The organism is Nocardia mexicana NBRC 108244, assembly GCF_001613165.1.
Classification (GTDB): Bacteria; Actinomycetota; Actinomycetes; order Mycobacteriales; family Mycobacteriaceae; genus Nocardia; species Nocardia mexicana.
In genome coordinates this window covers 87,359-107,145 of the sequence record NZ_BDBV01000044.1, presented here as the reverse complement: position 1 = coordinate 107,145, position 19,787 = coordinate 87,359, and the positions used below count along the sequence as shown (strand labels likewise).

Sequence of the window (19,787 nt, the reverse complement as noted above, 5' to 3'; positions counted from 1 at the left end):
GTATTCAGCGTTGAACGCATCGCCACCCCGCCTGCTCGACTTCCACTCCCACTGGGGCACCGAGCAGGGCTGGAAGGGCAGTCCGTACGAGACCGCCGAGGACCGTGCTGCCCTGCAGGGTTATTTCAAGTGGGGCATGAACTTCGTCAGCGATGAACAACAAGCGGCCCAGTTTCGCCGGGCCAACGCCAGAGTGATGCTCGACTTCGCCTTCACCTACAAGATGGATGCCGGTGCGCTACGCGACCAGCACGACTACGCGTTCGACTTCGCCCGCACGCACCCCGACGTCGTGCTCGGCAACTGGATCGGCATCGATCCGACACAGCCGAAGCATGTCAGGGAATTCGAACGCTGCCTCAGCGAGGGACCGGGACTGATCGGGCTGACCGTTCATTCGTTCACCCCCGCCGGCACACCGGACCAGCCGGGGTGGGCGAAGTGCCTGAACCTGTGCATCGAGGCCAACCGTCCAGTGCTGGTGCATGTCGGCATGTCTGCCACCGGCGCCGGAACGCGCGGCGGCATGGGCATCACACTCGAGGGCTGTCACCCCCGCTACGTCGACCGCATCGCAGCGAAACACCCCGACCTGAACGTGATCGCGGCTCGGGTGGCCTGGCCCTGGCAATCGGAGATGATCGCCATCGCACTCCACAAGGCGAACGTCTGGATGGAGTTGCACGGCTGGTCTCCGCGCTACTTTTCCGACGAACTGCGGCGTGAGATCGGCAAGCGCCTGCGCAAGCGGGTGTTCTTCGGAGCCGACTACCCGATGCTCAGCCACGAACGGCTGGTGCAGGAATGGCGTGACCAGGGTTTCTCCCCGGACGTCCTGGACGACGTGTTCGCGGGCAATGCCGAAACATTCCTGACATCGATCGGAGCCGAGTGATGGACCTGGGACTGACCGGGAAGGTGGCGATCGTCGGCGGTGGCAGCGATGGCCTCGGGTTCGCGATCGCGGATCGCCTGCTGCGGGAAGGCGCCTGCGTCACGATCTTCGCGCGTCGTGCGGAGAAGGTCGCGGCCGCCGCAGCACAGCTTGCCGACAAGTACGGCCGAGAACGGATCCTCGGGGTCGCCGCCGATTGCTCGGTCGACGCCGACATCGAGCACGTCACGGCAGAAACGCTGCAGCGGTTCGGTCCGGCCGTCCACGTCCTGGTCACCAATGACGGCGGGCCGCCGATCCGCCGCATCTCCGAGCTCACCGACGACGTATGGCTGACAGCCTTCGAACGTCACTTCTTCTACGTGGTCCGATCCGTGCGAACGACGCTGCCGCACATGACAACCGAAGGCGGCAGCATCCTCAACGTGGTCTCCGGAGTCGCGCACCGCCCAGCCGTCGGAATGGCAGCACCGGCCACCGTCTGGTCGGCCGTCATCGGCTACGCCCAAACCCTCGCGCTGGAGGCCGGGCCGCACAACATCAACGTCAACACCCTGCTGACCGGATACTTCGACACCCCCCTCATCGACAAGACCATCGACAGACAACCCGAACTCTCCAAAACCCGTCTCGGCAGCGGCCTGCCGATGGGCCGCATCGGGCAACCCCGCGAATTCGCCGACCTGGTCGGCGCGCTCGTCGCACCGAACCTGAGATTCGTGACCGGCGCGGTGATCCCCGTCGACGGCGGAGCGAGCATCGGAATGGGCGCAAGCTTCGACTCGGCGGCCGACGCGAAATAGGCCAGCCGAAACGGCGGAATTCAATCACCAACTGCCCGAAGGCAACTCGCAGTTCAGACCCGTTCCCATGTCGCAGCGCCCCACCGGAGGCTTTGTGAACATGGGAACGATCAGCCGGACGGGCACGGCCGCCGCCGCAATCCTCAGATTCGGTAAACATCCACAACAACCAGGCGTTTTCCAGTTGCCCATGTTTTGCGTGCCCTGCCGGGGGCACGAATCTACGGCGGCCGGAATTACACCCGCGGTCGCCCTTGGCTGTCCCTCGTAGCGATCCCGCGTTCACGGAGCCGATTCAGAACAGTCATGCAATCAACACCCAGATGCTGGCCAACTCGTGCCAGGGACCAGCCCGTGCCGTACAGCCGGATGGCTTCATCCACCTGCTCCCCCAAGGCCCACAGACAGCTTTTGGACACGCAAGGCTCAGCGCTGCAACCGTCAGGCGGCGGGGTTCGGCCGTTTGAAGACGGTGTCGAGGTCGGGTAGGGGTCCAGCGCACATGTCGTGGGCTTCGGCGGCGGAGAGGCCGAGCATCCGCAGGACGTCCTCGGTCACCTGATCGGTGGTTTCGGCGTCGTCGCGGTCGGGGTGGCTGTGGAGCAGGCGGCCGAGGCCGAGTGCGGTGCCGGCAACCGTCAGCATGGCCAATTCGGTGTCGCGGACGGTGAAGCGGCCGGCTCGGACGCCGGCTTCGATGTCGCGGCGGGCGCGGGGGGCCAAGCCGTGGTCGGCGGTGGCAAGTTCGAGCCCGTAGTGCAGGAGCACCTTGCTGAGTTCGGGCTGGCGGCGGTGCAGGCGCCCGGTGAGGCGGAAGCTCTGGGCGAACATCTGCGCCGGGTCGGTCAGGTCGGCGGTCAGTTCGTCGAGTAGCGCGCCCTGGGCTTCGAGGGCGGCTTCGACTGCCGCTTGATACAGCTGCTCCTTCGTTTCGAAGTGGTTGTAGAACGACCCCATCCCGACGTCGGCGGCCTGGGTGATCTCCAGGACCGGGACGTTCGTCCGCCCCGCCGCGATGAGGGTCTGCGCCGCCCGGACCAGTGCCGCGCGGGTTTGGGCCTTGCGCCGCTCCAAGCGGCTCGAAACCTGCTCTGACATGGGTGCTTCATCCTCCCGGCCGGTCGGATCACAGGATAGCCGAGCGCGTCAATCCTGACGATTTCAGCAGTCGGTCTTGACTGCCGCACTAGTCATGACTGACGATATCGTCATCACGAAGAAGAGGTGGCCCGTGTCCGCTCGTATCCAGCACCGCGATCCGCACGCCGGCCTGCACAGCGAGCACGGTGCGCTCGCGGGAGAGCATCCGGGACGGGCCGCAGATCCGGTGATCAAAGTGCACGATCTGGCCTGGCTGGAGTTCGCCAAACCCGACCTCCGGCGGGCCGAGGTCTTCGCCGGCGCGTTCGGCTTCACGACGGCGCTGCGCACCGAGCACGAGCTGTACCTTCGCGGCACTGATCCCGGCGGGCCGTGCGTGGTCGTTCGCCGCGGCCGTCGGTCGAAGTTCCTGGGCCTGGCTTTCCTCGCGGCCGATGCGCACGATGTGCTGCGGCTGGCCACGACCACCGGGCGACGGGTTACCCCGTTGCCGGAGGTGTTGGGCGGCGTCGGCGTCGACCTGGCCGACCCGAGCGGCCTGCCCGTCCGCGTCGTCTCGGGCACGCACCAGCTCCCCGCGCTGACGCCGCAGGAACCGCGGACGGTCAACTTCGGCCGCGAGGTCCGGCGCGTCAATGCGGTACAGCGACCCCCTCGGACACCGGCGCTGGCGCAGCGGCTCGGGCACGTGGTGCTGCAGACGACGCGCTATCGCGAGGTGTTGGACTGGTACCTGCGGCATCTGGGGCTGATCGTCAGCGACTTCCTGTACTACCCGGGGCAGCGCGAGAGCGGGCCGGTGATGAGCTTCATCCGGTGCGACCGGGGTGCCACACCCACCGACCACCACACGCTGGCGCTCACCCTCGGCCCGACGAACCGGTATGTGCATTCGGCCTACCAGGTCGCCGACCTCGACGCGCTGGCCGCGGGCGGGCAGTACCTGCGCGAGCATGGCTACCACCACTCATGGGGCATCGGGCGGCACATCCAGGGCAGCCAGCTTTTCGACTACTGGCGCGATCCCGACGGGTTCATGGTCGAGCACTTCAGCGACGGCGACCTGTTCGACAACACCCTCGAGCCCGGGTGGGCCCCGATGAAGGCCTCCGGCCTCGCCCAGTGGGGGCCGCCCGCCACCGCCGACTTCCTCGGCCTCGAGCCGGGCAAGGAATCCCTGCGCGAACTGTGCGCAGTGCTGTCGGCACTGCGTGAAGACAACGAATTCGATACCCAGCGCTTGCTGGGCCTGCTGAAAGTGGCCCGCTCATGAGCCTGACCGTCCTGCGTACCCCCGAAGCCTGGTATGTCGCCACCCCGGCCGGAGCGGCGAAGATCGCCACGGCGGCGAAGACCACCGCCGAGTTGCTGCTCGACCGTGCGGCGATCACCGCCGCATCCGGGTCGGCGGACACCGTGCCGGTGTCGTCGCTCGCGCTGGTCTCGCCGGTCACTGCACCCTGCCGCGTGGTCGCGCAGATGACCAACTTCGCCTCCCACGTGACGGACGCCGGGATGGACCCGGAGACCGTGCCGCTCACGTTCTTCCGCAAGACGTCCGGCTCGATCAGCGGCCCGTTCGACGACGTTGTCCGTCCGTCGCACGTCCGGCTGCTCGACTACGAGGTCGAAATCGGGTTGGTCATCGGCCGCGAGATCCCGGTCGGCACCCAGATCACTGCCCTGCCCGGGTACGTCGCGGGCCTGGTGGTCACCAACGACGTCTCCGCCCGCGACATCCAGCTCCCCAAGACCCAGTTCTACGAAGCGAAGTCCTATCCGACCTTCACGCCGGTCGGGCCCGCACTGGTGCTACTCGACACCGAGGAGTTCCAGCGGTTCGCCGACCTGCGGCTGACATTGTCGGTCAACGGCGAGCGCCGCCAGGACGCGGTCGTCGGCGGTGACATGATCCACCGCCCGCTCGACGCCCTGCGTGCGCTGACCCGGTTCCAGCGCCTGGATCCCGGCGACCTGGTGCTGACCGGAACCCCGGCCGGTACCGCGCTGTCCGCGCCGCCGAAAGTCGTGGAGAAGCTGGCAGCGCTGCTGCCCCCGGCGACGAAATGGAAGCTGTTCTTCAAGGGGCAGGCCAGAAACCCGAAGTACCTCGGTGACGGCGACGTCGTCGAAGCGTCCGTCGCCACCGACGACGGTGCGATCGACCTCGGCGCCCAGCGGACGGTCGTGAGGTGGGCGCGATGACCGGCGATCTGCTGGGGCCGCGCTACGCCGGGCCCGACGATCTGTCCACGTCATGATCGTGCTGTCCGTGCTGCTTACCGCCCTTTTCCTGGGGCTCGGCGTGGCCAAGTTGCTCGCGCTGGTGCCCATGCGCAAGCTGGCGGCGGCCGCCGGGTTTTCCGTCCGGTCCTACCGGGGTATCGGCGCGCTCGAAGTCGCGGGTGCCGCCGGGATCCTGCTCGGGCTCGTCGTGCCGATCCTCGGTGGGCTGGCAGGCACCGGCCTGCTGCTCCTGCTCACCGGCGCGCTGGTCACGCACATCCGCAAACGGGACGGACTGCGCGAACTCGCCCCCGCGGTGGTGTGCACGCTGCTCGTCGGTGCCTACCTTCTTGTGCTGGGGACGGCGTCGTGAAGCTTCGGATCGTGGTCATCGGTGCCGGCCCGACCGGGCTCACCGCCGCAGCACTGCTGGCCCAGTACGGCATCGAATGTCTCGTGCTCGAGCGGTGGGAGTCGGTCTATCCGCAGCCGCGGGCGGTGCACCTCGACGACGAGGTATACCGCATCCTCGCGCGGCTCGGGCTGGGGAACGAGTTCGCCGCCCTCTCCCGACCCTGTCACGGCCTGCGGCTGCTGGCCCCGGACCGGCGGGTGCTGGCCGAGTTCCGGCGCGCCGCGGGCTCCGGTCGCCACGGCTACCCGGAAGCGAGCATGTTCGACCAGCCCGATCTCGAACGCCTGCTCCGAGCCGGTGCGGCGGCCTCCGGCGTGGTGACTGTGCGCGGCAACGCCGAGGTCACCGGCATCGCGCAGAACGAGGCCGGTGTGCAGGTCGAGGTGACCGACCGCGTCACCGGTCGGCGCGAGACGATCCATGCGGAATACGTGCTGGGGTGCGACGGCGGCAACAGCCTCACCAGGACTGCGATCGGCGCGAGGATGGCGGACCTGAAATTCGAGCAGCGCTGGCTCGTGGCCGACATCGCGACCAGCGCCGACCTCGGCGAGTGGGAGGGCGTGCACCAGGTCTGCGACCCGGTCAGGGCCGCGACCTACATGCGCATCGGCCGGACCCGCTACCGCTGGGAATTCCGGTTGCTGGCCGGGGAATCCGGCGAAGACTTCCACGATCGGGACCGGCTGCACCGTTTGGTCGCGCCGTGGACGAAAGATGTCCCGGCGGACGAACTGGAGATCGTCCGGGTCGCCGAATACACCTTCCGCGCGCAGGTGGCCGACCGCTGGCGGCACAGCCGGGTGTTCCTGCTCGGCGACGCGGCCCACCTCACCCCGCCGTTCATCGGCCAGGGCATGGGTGCGGGCCTGCGAGACGCGGCCAACCTCACCTGGAAGCTCGCCGGTGTTGTCGACGGACATCTGCCGGAGCGGGTGCTCGGCACCTACCAGGAAGAACGCGAGCCCCACGCCCGTGCCATGATCCGCCGCGCCGTGCTGGTCGGCAAGGCCATGACCGAAGGCGGCCGGGCCGGTGACCTGATCCGCCGGGTGCTGGTCCCTCGGCTGGCCCTCGTGCCCGGTGTTTCCGCCCGGGTGCTCGACAGCGGGACCCCCGCGCTGCGCCGGTCGGGCTTGGTGCGGAGGCCACGCTTCGGGCGATCACTGGCGGGCCGGCTGTGCGTCAACGCCGTCGTCCATGACGGCAAACGTGTCGATGACATGGCCGCGGGCCGTTTCGCCGTCGTCACCGCTGCCGTCCCGTCGGCCGCGGACCGAGCGGCCGTCGAACGGCGCGGCGCGGTCCTCGTCGTCGCCCCGCCGGACGGCGAGCTGCGCCGCTGGCTCCGGGCAGGACGCGCGACGACAGCCGTCGTCCGTCCTGACGGAACGGTGCTGAGCGCGGGCCGGGACGTCTCACGCCTCTGCCGAGCCTTCACCGAAAAGGAGCAATGATGCCCCCGCGTCCCGATGTTCCCGTGTACCGGCCGGACATCTACTCGCCGCAGGCCATCCTCGACCCGTACCCGCACTACGCGAACCTGCGTGAGCTGGGCCCGGTCGTGTGGCTGCCGAAGCACAGGGTCTACGCCCTGCCCCGGTACGCGGAATGCAAAGCCGTGCTGCTGGACGACGAGACGTTCATCTCCGGCGACGGGGTCGCGCTGAACCCCGTGACGAACCGGCTTTCGCGTGGCACGACGCTCAACAGCGACGGCGAGGACCACGCTCGCCGCCGTGTCCTGGTCGCCCACCGGCTCACCCCCCGGGCGCTGCGCGGGATGAAAGACGTCGTCGAAGAGCAGGCCGCGCGGGTGGTCGATGCCGCGGTCACGCAGCGGATCGTCGATGGCGTCGACGTTGCGGCGGCCCTGCCTGCGGCCGTGGTTCCGGACCTCGTCGGGTGGCCACAGCAGGGACGGGAAAACCTCCTCCGCTGGGGCGCGGCAACCTTCGACTCCCTGGGCCCGCTGAACGGGCAGGCGCTGAAGGCCGTGCCCGCCGGGCTGGGAATGATGCGCTTCGCCCGCAGCGTCGTCCGGCAGCGATCGGTGCTGCCGGGAAGCATGGGCGACGATCTGCTGCGCGCCGCCGACGAGGGCAGGCTCGGCCACGCCGAATGCCCGGCCCTGATGATCGACTACCTGGCACCGTCCTTGGACACCACGCTCAGCGCGATCGCGAGTGCCCTACACCTGTTCGCGACGCACCCGGGACAGTGGCAGCGGCTCAGGGAAGAGCCGGGCCTGATCCCCAACGCAGTCAATGAGATCGTCCGGTTCGAGTCCCCGCTGCGAGCGTTCAGCCGCAAGGTCGTCCGCGACGCCGAGGTGGCCGGCACCGAACTGCCCGCGGGTTCACGCGTGCTCGTCCTCTACGCCTCGGCCAACCGCGACGCGCTGGAATGGGCGAACCCGGACACCTTCGACATCCGCCGGGAGGCGGGGCGCCAACTCGGTTTCGGCCACGGAACGCACGGCTGCGCCGGGCAGGGCCTCGCCCGCCTGGAGACCCAGGCGATGCTGCGCGAACTCGTCGCCCGAATCGAGAAGATCGTGCCCGCCGGCGAACCCGTGTGGGCCCAGAACAACATCATCCACCGCCTCGAGAGGCTGCCACTCGAACTCGTCCCGGCCTGAAGGGAACGACCGATGAAGATTTCCGTCGACAACGACCGTTGTGAAGGCCACGGTCTGTGCGCCGAACGGGTCCCAGCCCTCTTCGAGTTGGACGACGACGCCGAACTCGTCTACCACTTCGAGGGCGGCACCGTTCCGCCGGAACACGTTGCCGCAGCACGGGCGGCCATCGACTCCTGCCCCGTCGCCGCCTTGAGGGAGATCGCGTGACACCGCCACGCTCGGTCGACGACGGGTACGTGCTCTCCCGGTCGTGCCCCTGTGCCCTCACCGTAAGGATTACTGGTCAGTCGCCCATTCCGGTTGCCGGGTTCTTGTGATCCGCCCCAACCGCCCAGGCGATCGTTTCCATGTAGTCCTAGTTCCTGTCGAGATCCCTAATCGGGCAGGTCACGGCGTTGTTACCGTGGGTGCCCCGTGGCGGGATGACACGGGATGCTGGAAGGGAGTGTCGCTGATGGCCGAAGCCCATACCGTCGAGCAGCCGATGCTGGTGGCCGGGAGACCGTTCGCCACCCCGTTGAAGGATGTCCGCAACCTGTCGCGGAAGATGGTGGGGCACTTCGTCGAAACCGTCCTGCCGTGCCGCACGATGCCGACCGATGTCGTGTCCGGCGACTTCACCTCCGCCACCCGCCTGTGCCTGGAACTGGCCGTCGCCATGTACGAAGGCAGCGATGTGCCCGAGAAGATCCGGCGCCTCGAAGACGCCGCCGCGGGATGGGCCCGGGAAGGAATCCCGCTGGGCACCATCCACCGCGCCGTGCACGAGGGCTTCCGCCTCGGCACCGACCTCGTCCACGCCCACGCCACCGCAGCCGATTTCGACGGCGTGAAGAATGCCGCCCGCCGCGTATTCGACGTGCTGGAGACCATCACCGTCGCCATTTCCGACGCCTACGTCAAAGAGCTGCGTGCCGTGGCGGGCGAGCATCATCACGCCGTCCACACCCTCACCACCGCGCTGATGTCCGGTCACCCCACCTCGACCATGGCCCGCGAATGCGGCATCGACCTTGTCGACTCCTATCACGTTGTGGCCCTGTCGATTTCGCCGCACCCCGACGAACACAACCCGGCCATGGACGGCAAGGTCGTCGCCCGCCGCAAACTCCGCCGCGTCCAAGCCGCACTCGCCGCCTGTCTCGGCGAGAACCCCCTGTCGCTGTTGAGCGTCGACGGCGGCACCGTGCTCATCCCCGCCACCACATCCACCGACATCGAGGGCGTCGTCGAAGACCTGTCGGCGGCCGCCCTGGTCCCCGTCACCGCGACCATCGTGCACGCCGCGCCACACGCAATTCCCGACGCCGTCAGCCAGGCCCACCAACTGCTCGACACCGTGCAGCACCTGCGAGCCCGGCCCGGCCTGCACCGGATGGACACCTTCGCCGCCGAATACCAGATCACCCGGCCCGGACCCGGCCGCGATGCCCTCGGCGCCGTACTCACCCCGCTCGACGGCCACCCCGAACTCCTGGAAACCCTGCGGGTCCACCTCGCCAACAACCTCAACCGCCAGCGCAGCGCCCACAATCTGCACGTGCACACCAACACCATCGACTACCGGCTCAAACGCATCGGCCACCTCACCGGCTGCGACCCCATGACCGCCTCCGGGCTGTGGTACCTGCGCTCCGCACTCATCGCCCGCACCTACACCACCAACCAATCCCGACCACCGGCAAACACCAACCCCAACAACCAATCTCAGTCCCCGCGACGACCCGCCGGCGATCCATCAGCGAGAGCCGACTGACACCGATCTCGAAGTTCGGCCAACAGCGTGGAAGCGCCCGACCCGGTGCCACCGAATCTGAAAGTCAGTCTCTGCGGAAGACCGTCCAGTTCGAGGATGGCCTCGCCGTGCACCATGACCTCATCGCCGAAGCCACTGCCGTCGATCGAGCCGACACCGATCGACTTCACATCCGTGACACGGCGGTACCAGCTGGTGAACGCGGAGGGCGGGCGATGACCCATGTTGCTCTCCCGAATTCCGGTCCAGTTCGGCTCGCCGTAGACAGCCGACACATGGATCAGCCCAGCCGGAACAAGCCACAGCCCGAACCAGTGCGTTTCCCGGCCCTCGGACCCATACCGGACATAACCTGCCTCGACGTCGTGATCACCCGCCAGCACGGCAAGGGCATATACGACATCGGACGGAGCCTTCGTGAGGTACGGCTCGGCAGTCTTGGCGTGATCGGCGAACCGCTGGTAGCCCTCGAAGCTGAGTTCCACACCTCAAAATGTACCGGCCGACCGCCCCGCACGGCGCGACGATCAGAAGCCGCCGCCACTGGGGTGCAACAGCATTCGGCCATCCACGTCTCAATATCCTGAGGTCCGGCCAGGTCCGACGGCGTCAGCTTGCCTTGTTGTAAGGCAGTGCGAGCCGTAACGTGGACCCACGCCCACGGCGGGCGTGCTCGGGGAGGGTTCGCTGGTGCATTTTCGTCATGGCCGTCGGTGGTCCGCGTTGTCCGTCGTGCTCATGGTCGGGGTAGTGGGGTTCGTCGGCAGCGCTTGCGGCACAGTGCCGCCGGACGACGAAGCGGTAGTCACAGAGGTACCCGCAGACTGTTCCGACGCGTGGAAACCGGTGGAGCAGAGTATTCAGGCGTTTGCGGGCGAGGCATATGACGCGTCCACCGAATTCGAGACAGGCAGCCGTGGTGCTGACTACGGCAGCCAGGAGCTGAACTGTGCGAAGAAGTTCGGTGCCTCGATTCCTCGTGAGCCGGTCGAGAACCACCGGACACCGATGTGGCGCAGGGTTTCGATCTCCTACTCCGAGGCCCGACACCACACCACTGCCGGGGCGACCACCAGCAGTCTCCAGACGAGCCCCGGCACCATCCCGACGGTGACACCCTCCCCCGGGATCGGAGGGGACGCGACCATCTCGATCGTGGACGCCCCCGAGGGCGAAGCGCGAAAGGTCAGAGTGAAATTCCGGACCGGCCGCCTGATGGTGACGGTCGAGACCTCGGGCAAGGACTGGTCCGGCGTTCCCGAGACGCCCCCGGTCACCGACTCGCCCGAACTCCGCGCGGATCTGCGCACAGGCGCCGAATCGATCGCCAAAGCCGTTGCCCGACAACCCTTGTCGGCGGTAACGCTCACCGGCTCGTCGAGTACCGGCACACCCACCACGACGCAGGTCGCTACGCCGGTGTGGGATCCCTGCCAGATCTCGCAGCAAAACCTGACCGCCGCCGGACTCCTGCTCGATTCGGGATCGTCATTTCGTCAGCGCACGCCGGGCTCCGCCACATGCCGGTGGCATGGCGACGGGTATGAACTCAGTGCCTACTCCGACGACTCGACATTCGAATCTTCGATCTATAACAGCCCCGAATACGCGCGTCCGAAGCCGGTGGTAATCGGCGACCGCTATGCGCTCCAGGTGCACCAGGATGATCTCGAAGAGTATTGCAACCTGGCATTCGAACTGCGGGAGAAGGTCGATCGGTCCGACTACGGAGGCAGAACACTCAGGTTCCAGATATGGCAGGAGGAAGGGCGGTCACGAACCGAGCTGTGCGATGAGCTGATCCGAACAGTCGGCATCCTCGCCAGCTCCCTGCCGCCGACCATATAGCTGCTCGAGCGGCAGTCAGCGGACGAGGCGGAAGAACCCGCGGACCTGCTCGACCAGCGACTGCGGCTGCTCCAGCGCGGCGAAGTGGCCGCCCCGCGGCATTTCCTCGAACCAGCGCAGATCGGTGAACCGCAACTCGGCCTCCCGCCGCGATGGGCGGGTGATGTCGCGCGGGTAGACCGACAGTCCGGACGGCGCGGTGACCTTGTCCCGGAAGCCGGCGAAGCTCTCCCGGTACAGGCGCGCCGACGACGTGGCCGACGCGGTGAACCAATAGACCGAGATCTCATCGAGGATCTGCTGCCGCGACACGGCGTCCTCGGGACGGCCGTCGTTGTCCGTCCAGGCCCAGAACTTCTCGGCGATCCAGGCGGCCTGGCCCGCCGGGGAGTCGGTGAGGCCGTAGCCGAGCGTCTGCGGCCGGGTCGCCTGGATCGCCGAGTACCCTCGGCCGGTCCGCTGGAACTCCTTTGCGACCTCGAGGTTCGCCAGCTCGGCGGGCGTCGGGTCGTCGAACGTGCCCGCCGCCACGGACCCCATGTTCAGGTGCACACCGGCGACCCGCTCGGGTGCCACCTCGCCCAGCGCGCCGGACACCGCCGAACCCCAGTCACCGCCCTGCGCGCCGTATCGCTCGTACCCCAGCGAAACCATCAACGTGTCCCAGGCGCGCGCGATGCGAGTGACGCCCCACCCGGTCGTCGACGGCTTGTCACTCCAGCCGTACCCGGGCAACGACGGCGCGACCACGTGGAACGCGTCCGCCGGGTCCCCGCCGTGGGCGCGCGGGTCGGTCAGCGGACCGAGGACCTCCAGGAACTCGAGCACCGACCCCGGCCACCCGTGCGTGAGCACCAGCGGGAACGCATCCGGCTCCGGCGAGCGGACGTGCAGGAAGTGGATGCCCAGCCCGTCGATTGTGTCGCGGTACTGCGGGAAGGCGTTCAGCCGCGCGGCGAACCCGAAGTCGTAGTCCTCGGCCCAGCTGCGGCACAGCTCCTGCGCATACGCCAGCGGCAACCCCTGCGACCAGTCGTCCACCGGCTCGGGCTCGGGCCACCGCGTCCGTCGCAACCGTTCCCGCAGATCCGCGATCTCGGCTTCGGTGATGCTGACCTCGAACGGCTCTGCGACCATCGTCGCCTTCCCCTCAGCTTGATGTGACACGTAAAAGCTACTATGGGTGTCACGCTACGGAACCGTGAGGAGACACGTCAAATGCTCGATGCGTGTTACAGCTCATCGGCGGTCGCGACGGCCGTCGATCTCGCCAACACCCTGAAGCCGATCAGGGGTGAGGACGCGCTCGAGACCGTGGAGCAGCTCCGGAACTTCCTCGACGACCATTCGCCGGACGCGGGCCGAAGGACCGTCCCGCAGCGTCTCACTCGTACCGACCTGGCCGAGGTCCGCGCGGTGCGCGAGACGGTGCGCGCCGTCCTCGAACGAGCGAGCACCGACGCGGAAGCAGCCGCGGCCCTGATCAATAACGGTCTACGCGACAGCCGCGCCAGGCCCGTGCTGTGTCACGACAGGGATCGCTGGTGGACCGAGGTCACCTCCGACACCGATCGCTGCTCGGCACACCTGGCCGCGACCACGCTCAGCGCACTGGCCGCCGTGATCGCCACGCTCGGCCCGGCCCGCCTCGGCGCATGCGCCGGGCCGCACTGCCGGGCCACCTACGTGGACCTCTCGCGCAACGGCTCGAAACAGTACTGCACCCGAACCTGCGCGCACCGGGCCAGCGTCGCGGCTTACCGGAGTCGGCAGAGCCCGCGCTGAAGGTTTACACACGACCCTCGTCGCACCGGGGACATATGAAGACAGCCCGCCGGGGAGACCCGGCGGGCTGTCGACAGAATGGCCCCTCATCGGACCTGCGCGTTACTCAGCGGAGAAGCTCGAGAGCCCACCGAAGCCGCTGAAGATGTCACCGAATGCACTCAGAAGGTCTCCGAGGCTGCCCAGGTCCACTGAACCCATTGTCACTCCATTCGTGTTCGAACCTGCGACGCCCTGCGCGCCGCCCCACCACTCCTACCGGCGTTATCTAAACGTGATAATAGGATGACCTTAACGTGATACAACTCGAAGTTAAATCGATTTAAATCACACGGATGTCCCCCGCTGGGTTGCAGCATAAATCCGCAGACCCGCGGGAACTCTTCGCAAAGGAAATTCTAATTCACACAGCAATCCGAAACCATCACCGCCGCAAGGCAATTCGTACTCCGTGACGATCCGGACAAGCTCCGACATATCGGCAATTTGTCAGCACCAGGGACGGGCCGGGACCGGAGGGCATCGCCTCCAGACCGGACCGTTCGGCGTCGCGCCGGTGCGGGTCGGCCGATTTCACCGCCGATTCCAGCGACAGCGATGTGGTGCGCACCGGCGGGGGCAGTGCCTCGCCGACACCCTCGGTGGCCGACGGCAGGACGAGTTCGATCCCGGCGCGGCAGTGTGACCGGGAACACACACTTTCAGTGGGGTGATTCGTAACTCGGTTGGCATCGGGTCCGAAATAGGCGTATTTTCGCGGCGATCTATCCAACTTATTGTTGATGAACGCGAGGTCTTCATGTCCGTCTCGAAACGCTCGGTCTTCCGGAGTACGACCGTTGCCGTCCTTACCGCGGCCGCGGTGGCAGTCGGTGCCAGCACCGCGGGTGCCGATGCGCCGTCTGCCGCTCAGCCCGCTCCGGCGATGCAGCAGCTCGCCTCCTCCACGGTCGACCAGGCCGCGCACACGGCGACCTTCACGCTCGCCTCGGGCAACTTCGCGGTCGACCCCGTCGCCCAGGTCATCGATGTGCGCGGCGCCGAGGGGGAGAGCATCGGATCCATTCCGCTCGCCGTGGACGGCACCGCCGTGCCGGTCGCGAGCACCGTCAGCGAGGACGGACGCGAGCTGACCCTGAAGCAGGTCGCGTTCACCGACACCGCCAACCTCCTTGTCAACCAGTGGGTTTGGGGTGTGCAGAACGGCGGCGCCGTGGGTGCCGTGATCGGGTGCCTGCTCGGTGCGTGGCTCTTCGTCATCCCCGGCTGCATCATCGGCGCGGCCATCGGCGGGGCGGTCGGCAGCCCCAACGGCGCCGAGATCAACGCGACCTTCTTCAACCTGATCACCGGAAAGTAGCGGTCAGCCGGTCGAGTTCGCCGCCGACGCGCAGAACAGCGTTGGCGGCGAACAGGTCTCGAAACGGCCGTTCATCGCTTCGCCTCCGCCTCCGGCCGCGATCCCAGGGGAATCCTCGCCGTGGCCCGGCTGAACACCGGCTGCCCGGCGGACCGGGCCGTGAGCGCCAGCGTGGCATGGCGGTCGCGTTCGTCGACGCACCGGACGGCGGCGGTGAATTCCACTTCGGCCGGACGATCGGGGCCGATGTAGACCGGATTGGCGAAGTTCACCGCGTAGTCGGCCAGGTCGACCGGGACACCGAGGCATTCGGTGAGGTAAGCGGCGCCGAGGCCCATGGTGAGCATGCCGTGCGCGACGACGGTGGACAGCCCCGCGTCGCGGGCCACGGTATCGTTCCAATGGATCGGGTTGTTGTCGCCGCAGACACCGGCGTAGTTGACCAGATCGCCCCGTGACAGCCGGTAGGTGCGAGGCGGAAATCGCTGCCCGGCAGCCAGTTCCGGACCGGCGATACCACGCCTTCCGGTCGCCGGGAACAGGTTCGGCGCACCCGGCACCTCGCGAGGTTGCGGAAGCGGAATCGAAAGGTTCTGCATGCCAACCGATTCGGCGGCCGGGCTCGTGCCGTCGACACCGAGCAGGGTGGTGTGCACGGCCTGGACCAGGCTGTCGCCGGAATCGCGGACGGCCGTGGTGACGGTGATGAGATCGCCGTTCGCGGTGGGGTGTACGGAATCGACGGCGAGTTCACAGGTGAGCCGGTCCCCGGCGTAGACCGGCCGATGCAGGTGTATCTCCTGTTCCAGGTGCAGGAGTCTGCTGTGCGGGTAGGCGGCCAGGGCGCGGTCGAACATGGCGCGCTGACCGGGCATGGCGATCGAGGACAGGAAGGTCGCCGGTGCCGCCAGGGCGGGATGGCCGAGGGCGCGGGCCGCGTCGTCGTTCCAGTGCGCGGGGTGGAGATCCTGGACGGCACGGGCGAATTCGCGGATCTTCTCGCGGCCGACCTCGTAGTGGTCGACGCTCTGCAAACGGTGCGGAGGGTTCATGACCGCTCGCCGTCGGCGGAGCCCGGCTTGCGGGCGACGAAGATGCGCTGACCGTGCGCGGCCAGGGGGTGGTCGGCCTCGGGAAGCACCAGCCACGGCTCCAGCCCGACGGCGGTGAGAGCGTCCAGCCACTCGTCGACGCGCAGGAAGATGCGATCGGTCCCGGCACGGACATCGTCCTGCCCGGGCGGGACGCCGCCCGTCCGGGGGGACATCAGGAAATGCATGGACGTGAGCAATTGGCAATGCTCGCGGCAGGATTCGACGAAGACCAGTTGCCCGCCGGGGGCCAGCAGACGTGCGAGGTGCCGCAGGGTCTGCCCGGTGTGCCGGGCGTTGTGCAGCACGTTGGCCGCCAGCACGATGTCGCACGGCGGCTGGCCGGGCAGGTCGGCGTTCAGGTCGAGAATGCCGTAGCGCATCCACGGGTGGTCGGCGAACCGTGCGCGCGCGGCCGTCAGGAAGAAGGCGGACAGGTCGGTGAAGTGGTAGTCGACGGGCGAATCACCCAGTGCGCCGACGATATCGGCGGTCGTACCACCCACGCCCGCCCCCAGCTCCAGGATCCGCACCGGTGATCGCCGTTGCCGCAGCTCAGCGACGACACGCGAAACCACCTCGCGGGCAGCGACATTCAGATAGCGGTTGACCGGGTTGGTGCGATATGCCGCCTCGGCGGTCAGAAAGTCCCCGTCGGGAAACAGCAGCTCCTGCGGGAGGACGCGCTCCTGAAGCAGCGCGGCCAGTTGCCGGTTCGCGCGGTCGAAGAACTGGGCGAGTTCCGGTGCGAGCCCCAGATCCGCGCATGCCTGGCGCAGGTGCGTTCGCTGCGGCGCGGCCGCCGGGCGGGCGAGATCGTAGCCGCGGCCGGTGCAGTGCGACAGTTGGCCGCGGTCGGTGAGTTCACGCAGCCAGCGACGCAGCAGCCAGCGATGCCGGGCCGCGACGCCCAGTCGCGTGGCGATCTGCTCCTCGTTGCGAGTGACGTTGTCCGGCAATGCTTTTCGAAGCACGCCGAGCATGGCGTGCAGGCCGAACAGGTCGAGGTCGTCGAGTGCGGAACGGCAGTGCCGGGTATCCACGTCGGTGACCGCCTCGTCCGCGCGCCGGGCCACATCCGCAGTCACGGTCGTCATCACCGCTCCGCCGGGGTGTCGTCGTGCTCGGGCGGAATATTGTGATTGCAGCGGAAGAGGTTGTCCGCGTCGTAGGTGGCCTTGATCCGGGCGAGCCGCCGGTAGGTGTCGGGATTGTACGCGCTGCGCACCCGGTCGGATGTGGCTGTGCCGTCGAGTATCCCGATGTAGGGACCGCCCGCCGAGCAGGCGGCGACCGCGGTGGTGGTCTCGGCGATCCACTCGCGCGACCGGCCGAGGTCGATACCCGCCGGGCCACCGGAAAACGCCACCAGATGGTAGGCCGCCTCATGGAAGCCGAACGACGTTGCCGCACTGGGCATCCTGCGTATCGCGCCGCCGAGCTGGTGGATCGAGAGCAGCGAATGCCGGGTGGGCATCCGGGCCCCGAGGTCGACGAGGGAGTCGAGGGTGACATCGTCGAGGGTGCGCAGCCATTCGGTGCCGGTGGCGGTGGCGTGACCGGTGGCGAACGCCTGCTCGGTATTGCGTTGCAGCTCCGGGTAGGTGACGGGCCGCATCAGGTCGAGCTCGGGTTCGCCGATACGACGCAACTGCTCGAGCACCGTGCGGGCGCGATCGGCGGAACCCAGGTAGGACGCGGTGACGGCGGCCCGCGGTGGGCCTTCGGGCGCCCCGGGCGGCCAATGAATGAGGGTGGCGCGCAACGACAGTTCCGGCGGGGCGGAGTCGGCGAATTCCCGGAACCCTGCGAGCACGTCGCGGGCCTTGCGGTAGGGGTAGAGCAGGGTCCCCGCGTACACGGTGGGGACGGGATGCAATTCCAGCTCGAGCGCGGTGACGACGCCGAAGTTTCCGCCACCGCCGCGCAGCGCCCAGAGCAGTTCGGGGTGCCGCTCGGCATCGGCGGTCACGGTGCGGCCGTCGGCCAGGACCACCTGTGCGGAGCGCACGTTGTCGCAGGTGAATCCGAAAGCGCGTTGCAGCCAGCCGGTGCCGCCGGACAGCGCGGTGCCGACCACGCCGACGGTCGAGACGTCGGCACCGGTGACGGCCAAACCCTTTGCCACGCAGGCACGGTCGAACTGAACCCAGGTCACGCCGGGGCCGACGGTGGCCCGACGTGCCGTGGCGTCGACGGTGAGGCCCTGCAAGCGGGACAGGTCGAGCATGAGCGAATCGGCGACTTCCGGATGCCCGGCGACATCGTGACCGCCCGCCCGCACCGACACCGCGAGGCCGTGCCGTCGCGCGAAGTCCACCCCGGTGGCTATATCGGCGGTGTCGGCGCAGCGGACGAGCACGGCCGGGCGGTTGTCGACGGCCGCGTTCCAGGAGTGCCGGGCCTGGTCGTAGCCGTCGTCGGCGGGCCGCAATACGGTGCCGCGGCATGCCGCGGCGAGCTCGTCCAGATGGGCGGGTGCCGGAGTTGTCGTCATGGGGTTGTGGGCTCCTCTACTACCACGATGCGGGGAATCGGTGTCGCGGCGCGCGTGTCGAGGTGGTCGATGAGCACCTCGGGCAGCCGCTGCCGTACGAAGCGGTCGAACGGGTCGTTGCAGACCGGGCGCGATGTGCTGCCGTCCAGTGCCGCCGAATTCGCCTGCCGGTCCGGTAGGCCCACCGCCAGGCGTCGGGCGTCCGCCGAGTCGAGCAGTACCGCCCAGCCCCGAGGCGCCGCGGCGGCAAGGTCCGCCGGGGTCACGGCACCGCGTGCCTGCCCGTCCAGCAGCGCATTCGGGATGCCGGTGACGAGCGTGTGGCGTTCGTCGCCCAGTTCGCGCAGCCGCTCGGCGGGAGGGCCGGACAGGTCCGCCCAGTCCACGGCCTCGGCCGGGGGCGGCGCGGGTGTGTCGACGGTGTACACGATGTCGTAGCGATATCGGGTGAGTTCGGTGTCGGCGCGGAACGGCTTGGCGTAAGCGGTCGTTCGGACTTCGCGGCGATGCTGCCGGGCGATCCGCGCGAAGACCCTCGGATCGCAGAGCAGTTCCTCCTCCGCGGCCAGGCGGTCGTGCGCCCGGCGTGCCACCTCGGCGTCGGTGCGGCCGGGCGCACGAGCCGACTCCAGCCATCGCGCGTAATCCGGTGCGGTGCCGAGGTTCCGGATATCACCCACCACGACGGTGCCACCGGCGGCGACCAGATCCAGCGCGTCGGATATCACGGCGGACAGGTACCGCTCATCGGGAAAGCACTGGGTGACGCTGTTCAACACCACGCAGTCCGGCGCCGCCGGGCCCGCGTCGATATCGCGCACCGCCGCCGCGACCGCCTCGGAGGTGATCTCGTGCGCCGCCGCGCGCAGGACCCGCACTCCGGGCAGCCGCTGCTCACGCAGGCGGGCAACCACCGGCTCGGCGACATCGAGGCCCACGTAACCGCGCGTGCGAGTGTGCACGCGGTGTGCGAGTAGGCCACTGCCGCAGCCGATTTCGAGCACGATGCCCGGATCCGACCGGAGCACCAGGCCGACCGCGTGCTCGATCCACTCGAGCATGTGCTCCCGGGGGAACGGCGCCCCCGTGTCGGAGGCCCGCCACCCGGACAGATCCAGATCGTCACCGTGCCGGTCGGCCGCGGCGGCGTACACGAACTCGTAGACATGCTGCCAGTGCGCCAGATGCTCGCGCAGCAGCGCCCCCGGCACGGGCCGCACGGCGGTCGCGGCCGCGTCCGGGCGCACGACGATCGCGGTCCGGTCCGTGTTCCAGCTCGCAGAGCCCACCCACGGGTGTTGTCGCAGGGCATCCACTACCGATGTCACGGCCGCACCTCCCGGGCATGTGCGTGCTCGAATGGCCC

General features: G+C 68.4%; 19 protein-coding genes. 12 read left to right on the top strand and 7 right to left on the bottom strand.

The genetic code is table 11. From position 1 onward, the window contains the following. Positions 1–10 precede the first annotated feature (10 nt). Together NM1_RS17520 and NM1_RS17515 are read left to right on the top strand one after the other, a co-directional pair. The gene (locus NM1_RS17520) at positions 11–895 is read left to right on the top strand and encodes an amidohydrolase family protein (RefSeq protein WP_068020798.1); all 885 of its coding nucleotides are present in this window, start codon (positions 11–13) and stop codon (positions 893–895) included. Next, positions 895–1,698 (top strand): SDR family NAD(P)-dependent oxidoreductase, encoded by an 804-nt coding sequence (locus NM1_RS17515; protein WP_068020796.1) that lies wholly within the window; start codon positions 895–897, stop codon positions 1,696–1,698. Before NM1_RS17520 ends, NM1_RS17515 begins: the two co-directional genes overlap by 1 nt. Before the next feature lie 441 nt (positions 1,699–2,139). Here the strand turns inward: NM1_RS17515 and NM1_RS17510 are convergent, their stop codons facing one another. Further along, positions 2,140–2,796, bottom strand: a complete 657-nt coding sequence (locus tag NM1_RS17510) for a TetR/AcrR family transcriptional regulator (protein ID WP_068020794.1) — start codon at positions 2,794–2,796, stop codon at positions 2,140–2,142. A gap of 133 nt (positions 2,797–2,929) precedes the next feature. On the opposite strand from NM1_RS17510, the gene NM1_RS17505 reads away from it, so the two are divergent. The 7 genes from NM1_RS17505 (at position 2,930) to NM1_RS17475 (ending at position 9,840) form a co-directional block, all read left to right on the top strand. Continuing rightward, on the top strand, positions 2,930–4,072 hold the full coding sequence (locus tag NM1_RS17505; protein WP_246010864.1) for a VOC family protein: 1,143 nt from the start codon (positions 2,930–2,932) through the stop codon (positions 4,070–4,072). Next, positions 4,069–5,004: a fumarylacetoacetate hydrolase family protein gene (locus tag NM1_RS17500; protein WP_068020790.1), complete on the top strand. Its 936-nt coding sequence runs from the start codon at positions 4,069–4,071 to the stop codon at positions 5,002–5,004. Before NM1_RS17505 ends, NM1_RS17500 begins: the two co-directional genes overlap by 4 nt. Positions 5,005–5,056: 52 nt before the next feature. After that, entirely contained in the window at positions 5,057–5,398 is a 342-nt protein-coding gene (locus NM1_RS17495; protein ID WP_068020788.1) for a DoxX family protein, read from the top strand. Further along, positions 5,395–6,897 (top strand): bifunctional 3-(3-hydroxy-phenyl)propionate/3-hydroxycinnamic acid hydroxylase MhpA, encoded by a 1,503-nt coding sequence (gene mhpA / locus NM1_RS17490; protein WP_114699463.1) that lies wholly within the window; start codon positions 5,395–5,397, stop codon positions 6,895–6,897. The genes NM1_RS17495 and mhpA overlap by 4 nt, the downstream gene beginning before the upstream one ends. Then, entirely contained in the window at positions 6,894–8,081 is a 1,188-nt protein-coding gene (locus NM1_RS17485; RefSeq protein ID WP_211339352.1) for a cytochrome P450, read from the top strand. The genes mhpA and NM1_RS17485 overlap by 4 nt, the downstream gene beginning before the upstream one ends. 12 nt (positions 8,082–8,093) lie before the next feature. Further along, complete coding sequence (locus NM1_RS17480) at positions 8,094–8,291, top strand: ferredoxin (protein ID WP_068020783.1); 198 nt, start codon at positions 8,094–8,096, stop codon at positions 8,289–8,291. Positions 8,292–8,538: 247 nt separating this feature from the next. Continuing rightward, the gene (locus NM1_RS17475; RefSeq protein WP_068020781.1) at positions 8,539–9,840 is read left to right on the top strand and encodes a PucR family transcriptional regulator; all 1,302 of its coding nucleotides are present in this window, start codon (positions 8,539–8,541) and stop codon (positions 9,838–9,840) included. Here the strand turns inward: NM1_RS17475 and NM1_RS17470 are convergent. Then, entirely contained in the window at positions 9,792–10,325 is a 534-nt protein-coding gene (locus NM1_RS17470) for a hypothetical protein (protein ID WP_068020778.1), read from the bottom strand. The two genes, NM1_RS17475 and NM1_RS17470, sit on opposite strands and share 49 nt — an antisense overlap. 247 nt (positions 10,326–10,572) lie before the next feature. Here NM1_RS17470 and NM1_RS17465 point away from each other — a divergent pair, with 247 nt between their 5' ends. Further along, positions 10,573–11,688, top strand: a complete 1,116-nt coding sequence (locus tag NM1_RS17465; RefSeq protein ID WP_246011014.1) for a DUF3558 family protein — start codon at positions 10,573–10,575, stop codon at positions 11,686–11,688. Between the two features lie 15 nt (positions 11,689–11,703). Here NM1_RS17465 and NM1_RS17460 read toward each other — a convergent pair whose 3' ends face one another. Beyond that, positions 11,704–12,825, bottom strand: coding sequence for an epoxide hydrolase family protein (locus tag NM1_RS17460; protein WP_068020775.1), 1,122 nt, complete (start codon positions 12,823–12,825; stop codon positions 11,704–11,706). A gap of 81 nt (positions 12,826–12,906) precedes the next feature. On the opposite strand from NM1_RS17460, the gene NM1_RS17455 reads away from it, so the two are divergent. Together NM1_RS17455 and NM1_RS17445 are read left to right on the top strand one after the other, a co-directional pair. Continuing rightward, positions 12,907–13,473 (top strand): CGNR zinc finger domain-containing protein, encoded by a 567-nt coding sequence (locus NM1_RS17455; RefSeq protein WP_068020773.1) that lies wholly within the window; start codon positions 12,907–12,909, stop codon positions 13,471–13,473. An 862-nt stretch (positions 13,474–14,335) separates the two neighbouring features. Further along, entirely contained in the window at positions 14,336–14,833 is a 498-nt protein-coding gene (locus tag NM1_RS17445) for a DUF8020 domain-containing protein (protein ID WP_147288904.1), read from the top strand. A 71-nt stretch (positions 14,834–14,904) separates the two neighbouring features. On the opposite strand, the gene NM1_RS17440 is transcribed toward NM1_RS17445, so the two are convergent. The 4 genes from NM1_RS17440 to NM1_RS17425 are packed head-to-tail and all read right to left on the bottom strand — an operon-like array spanning position 14,905 to position 19,749. Continuing rightward, positions 14,905–15,885, bottom strand: coding sequence for a fused (3R)-hydroxyacyl-ACP dehydratase subunits HadA/HadB (locus NM1_RS17440; protein WP_068020770.1), 981 nt, complete (start codon positions 15,883–15,885; stop codon positions 14,905–14,907). Continuing rightward, on the bottom strand, positions 15,882–17,021 hold the full coding sequence (locus NM1_RS17435) for a class I SAM-dependent methyltransferase (protein ID WP_068020769.1): 1,140 nt from the start codon (positions 17,019–17,021) through the stop codon (positions 15,882–15,884). Before NM1_RS17435 ends, NM1_RS17440 begins: the two co-directional genes overlap by 4 nt. Next, the gene (locus tag NM1_RS17430; RefSeq protein WP_068020768.1) at positions 17,021–18,421 is read right to left on the bottom strand and encodes an FAD-binding oxidoreductase; all 1,401 of its coding nucleotides are present in this window, start codon (positions 18,419–18,421) and stop codon (positions 17,021–17,023) included. Before NM1_RS17430 ends, NM1_RS17435 begins: the two co-directional genes overlap by 1 nt. Next, complete coding sequence (locus NM1_RS17425; protein WP_068020767.1) at positions 18,418–19,749, bottom strand: methyltransferase; 1,332 nt, start codon at positions 19,747–19,749, stop codon at positions 18,418–18,420. The genes NM1_RS17430 and NM1_RS17425 overlap by 4 nt, the downstream gene beginning before the upstream one ends. Between the last annotated feature and the right edge of the window lie 38 nt (positions 19,750–19,787).

Excerpts from the sequence above, each read along its gene's own strand:
- NM1_RS17500 (WP_068020790.1), top strand. The coding sequence starts at position 4,069 with ATGAGCCTGACCGTCCTGCGTACCCCCGAAGCCTGGTATGTCGCCACC.
- NM1_RS17455 (WP_068020773.1), top strand. The coding sequence starts at position 12,907 with ATGCTCGATGCGTGTTACAGCTCATCGGCGGTCGCGACGGCCGTCGAT.
- NM1_RS17430 (WP_068020768.1), bottom strand. The coding sequence starts at position 18,421 with ATGACGACAACTCCGGCACCCGCCCATCTGGACGAGCTCGCCGCGGCA.
- NM1_RS17495 (WP_068020788.1), top strand. The coding sequence starts at position 5,057 with ATGATCGTGCTGTCCGTGCTGCTTACCGCCCTTTTCCTGGGGCTCGGC.
- NM1_RS17435 (WP_068020769.1), bottom strand. The coding sequence starts at position 17,021 with ATGACGACCGTGACTGCGGATGTGGCCCGGCGCGCGGACGAGGCGGTC.
- NM1_RS17460 (WP_068020775.1), bottom strand. The coding sequence starts at position 12,825 with ATGGTCGCAGAGCCGTTCGAGGTCAGCATCACCGAAGCCGAGATCGCG.
- NM1_RS17515 (WP_068020796.1), top strand. The coding sequence starts at position 895 with ATGGACCTGGGACTGACCGGGAAGGTGGCGATCGTCGGCGGTGGCAGC.
- NM1_RS17475 (WP_068020781.1), top strand. The coding sequence starts at position 8,539 with ATGGCCGAAGCCCATACCGTCGAGCAGCCGATGCTGGTGGCCGGGAGA.
- NM1_RS17440 (WP_068020770.1), bottom strand. The coding sequence starts at position 15,885 with ATGAACCCTCCGCACCGTTTGCAGAGCGTCGACCACTACGAGGTCGGC.
- NM1_RS17480 (WP_068020783.1), top strand. The coding sequence starts at position 8,094 with ATGAAGATTTCCGTCGACAACGACCGTTGTGAAGGCCACGGTCTGTGC.
- NM1_RS17485 (WP_211339352.1), top strand. The coding sequence starts at position 6,894 with ATGATGCCCCCGCGTCCCGATGTTCCCGTGTACCGGCCGGACATCTAC.
- NM1_RS17510 (WP_068020794.1), bottom strand. The coding sequence starts at position 2,796 with ATGTCAGAGCAGGTTTCGAGCCGCTTGGAGCGGCGCAAGGCCCAAACC.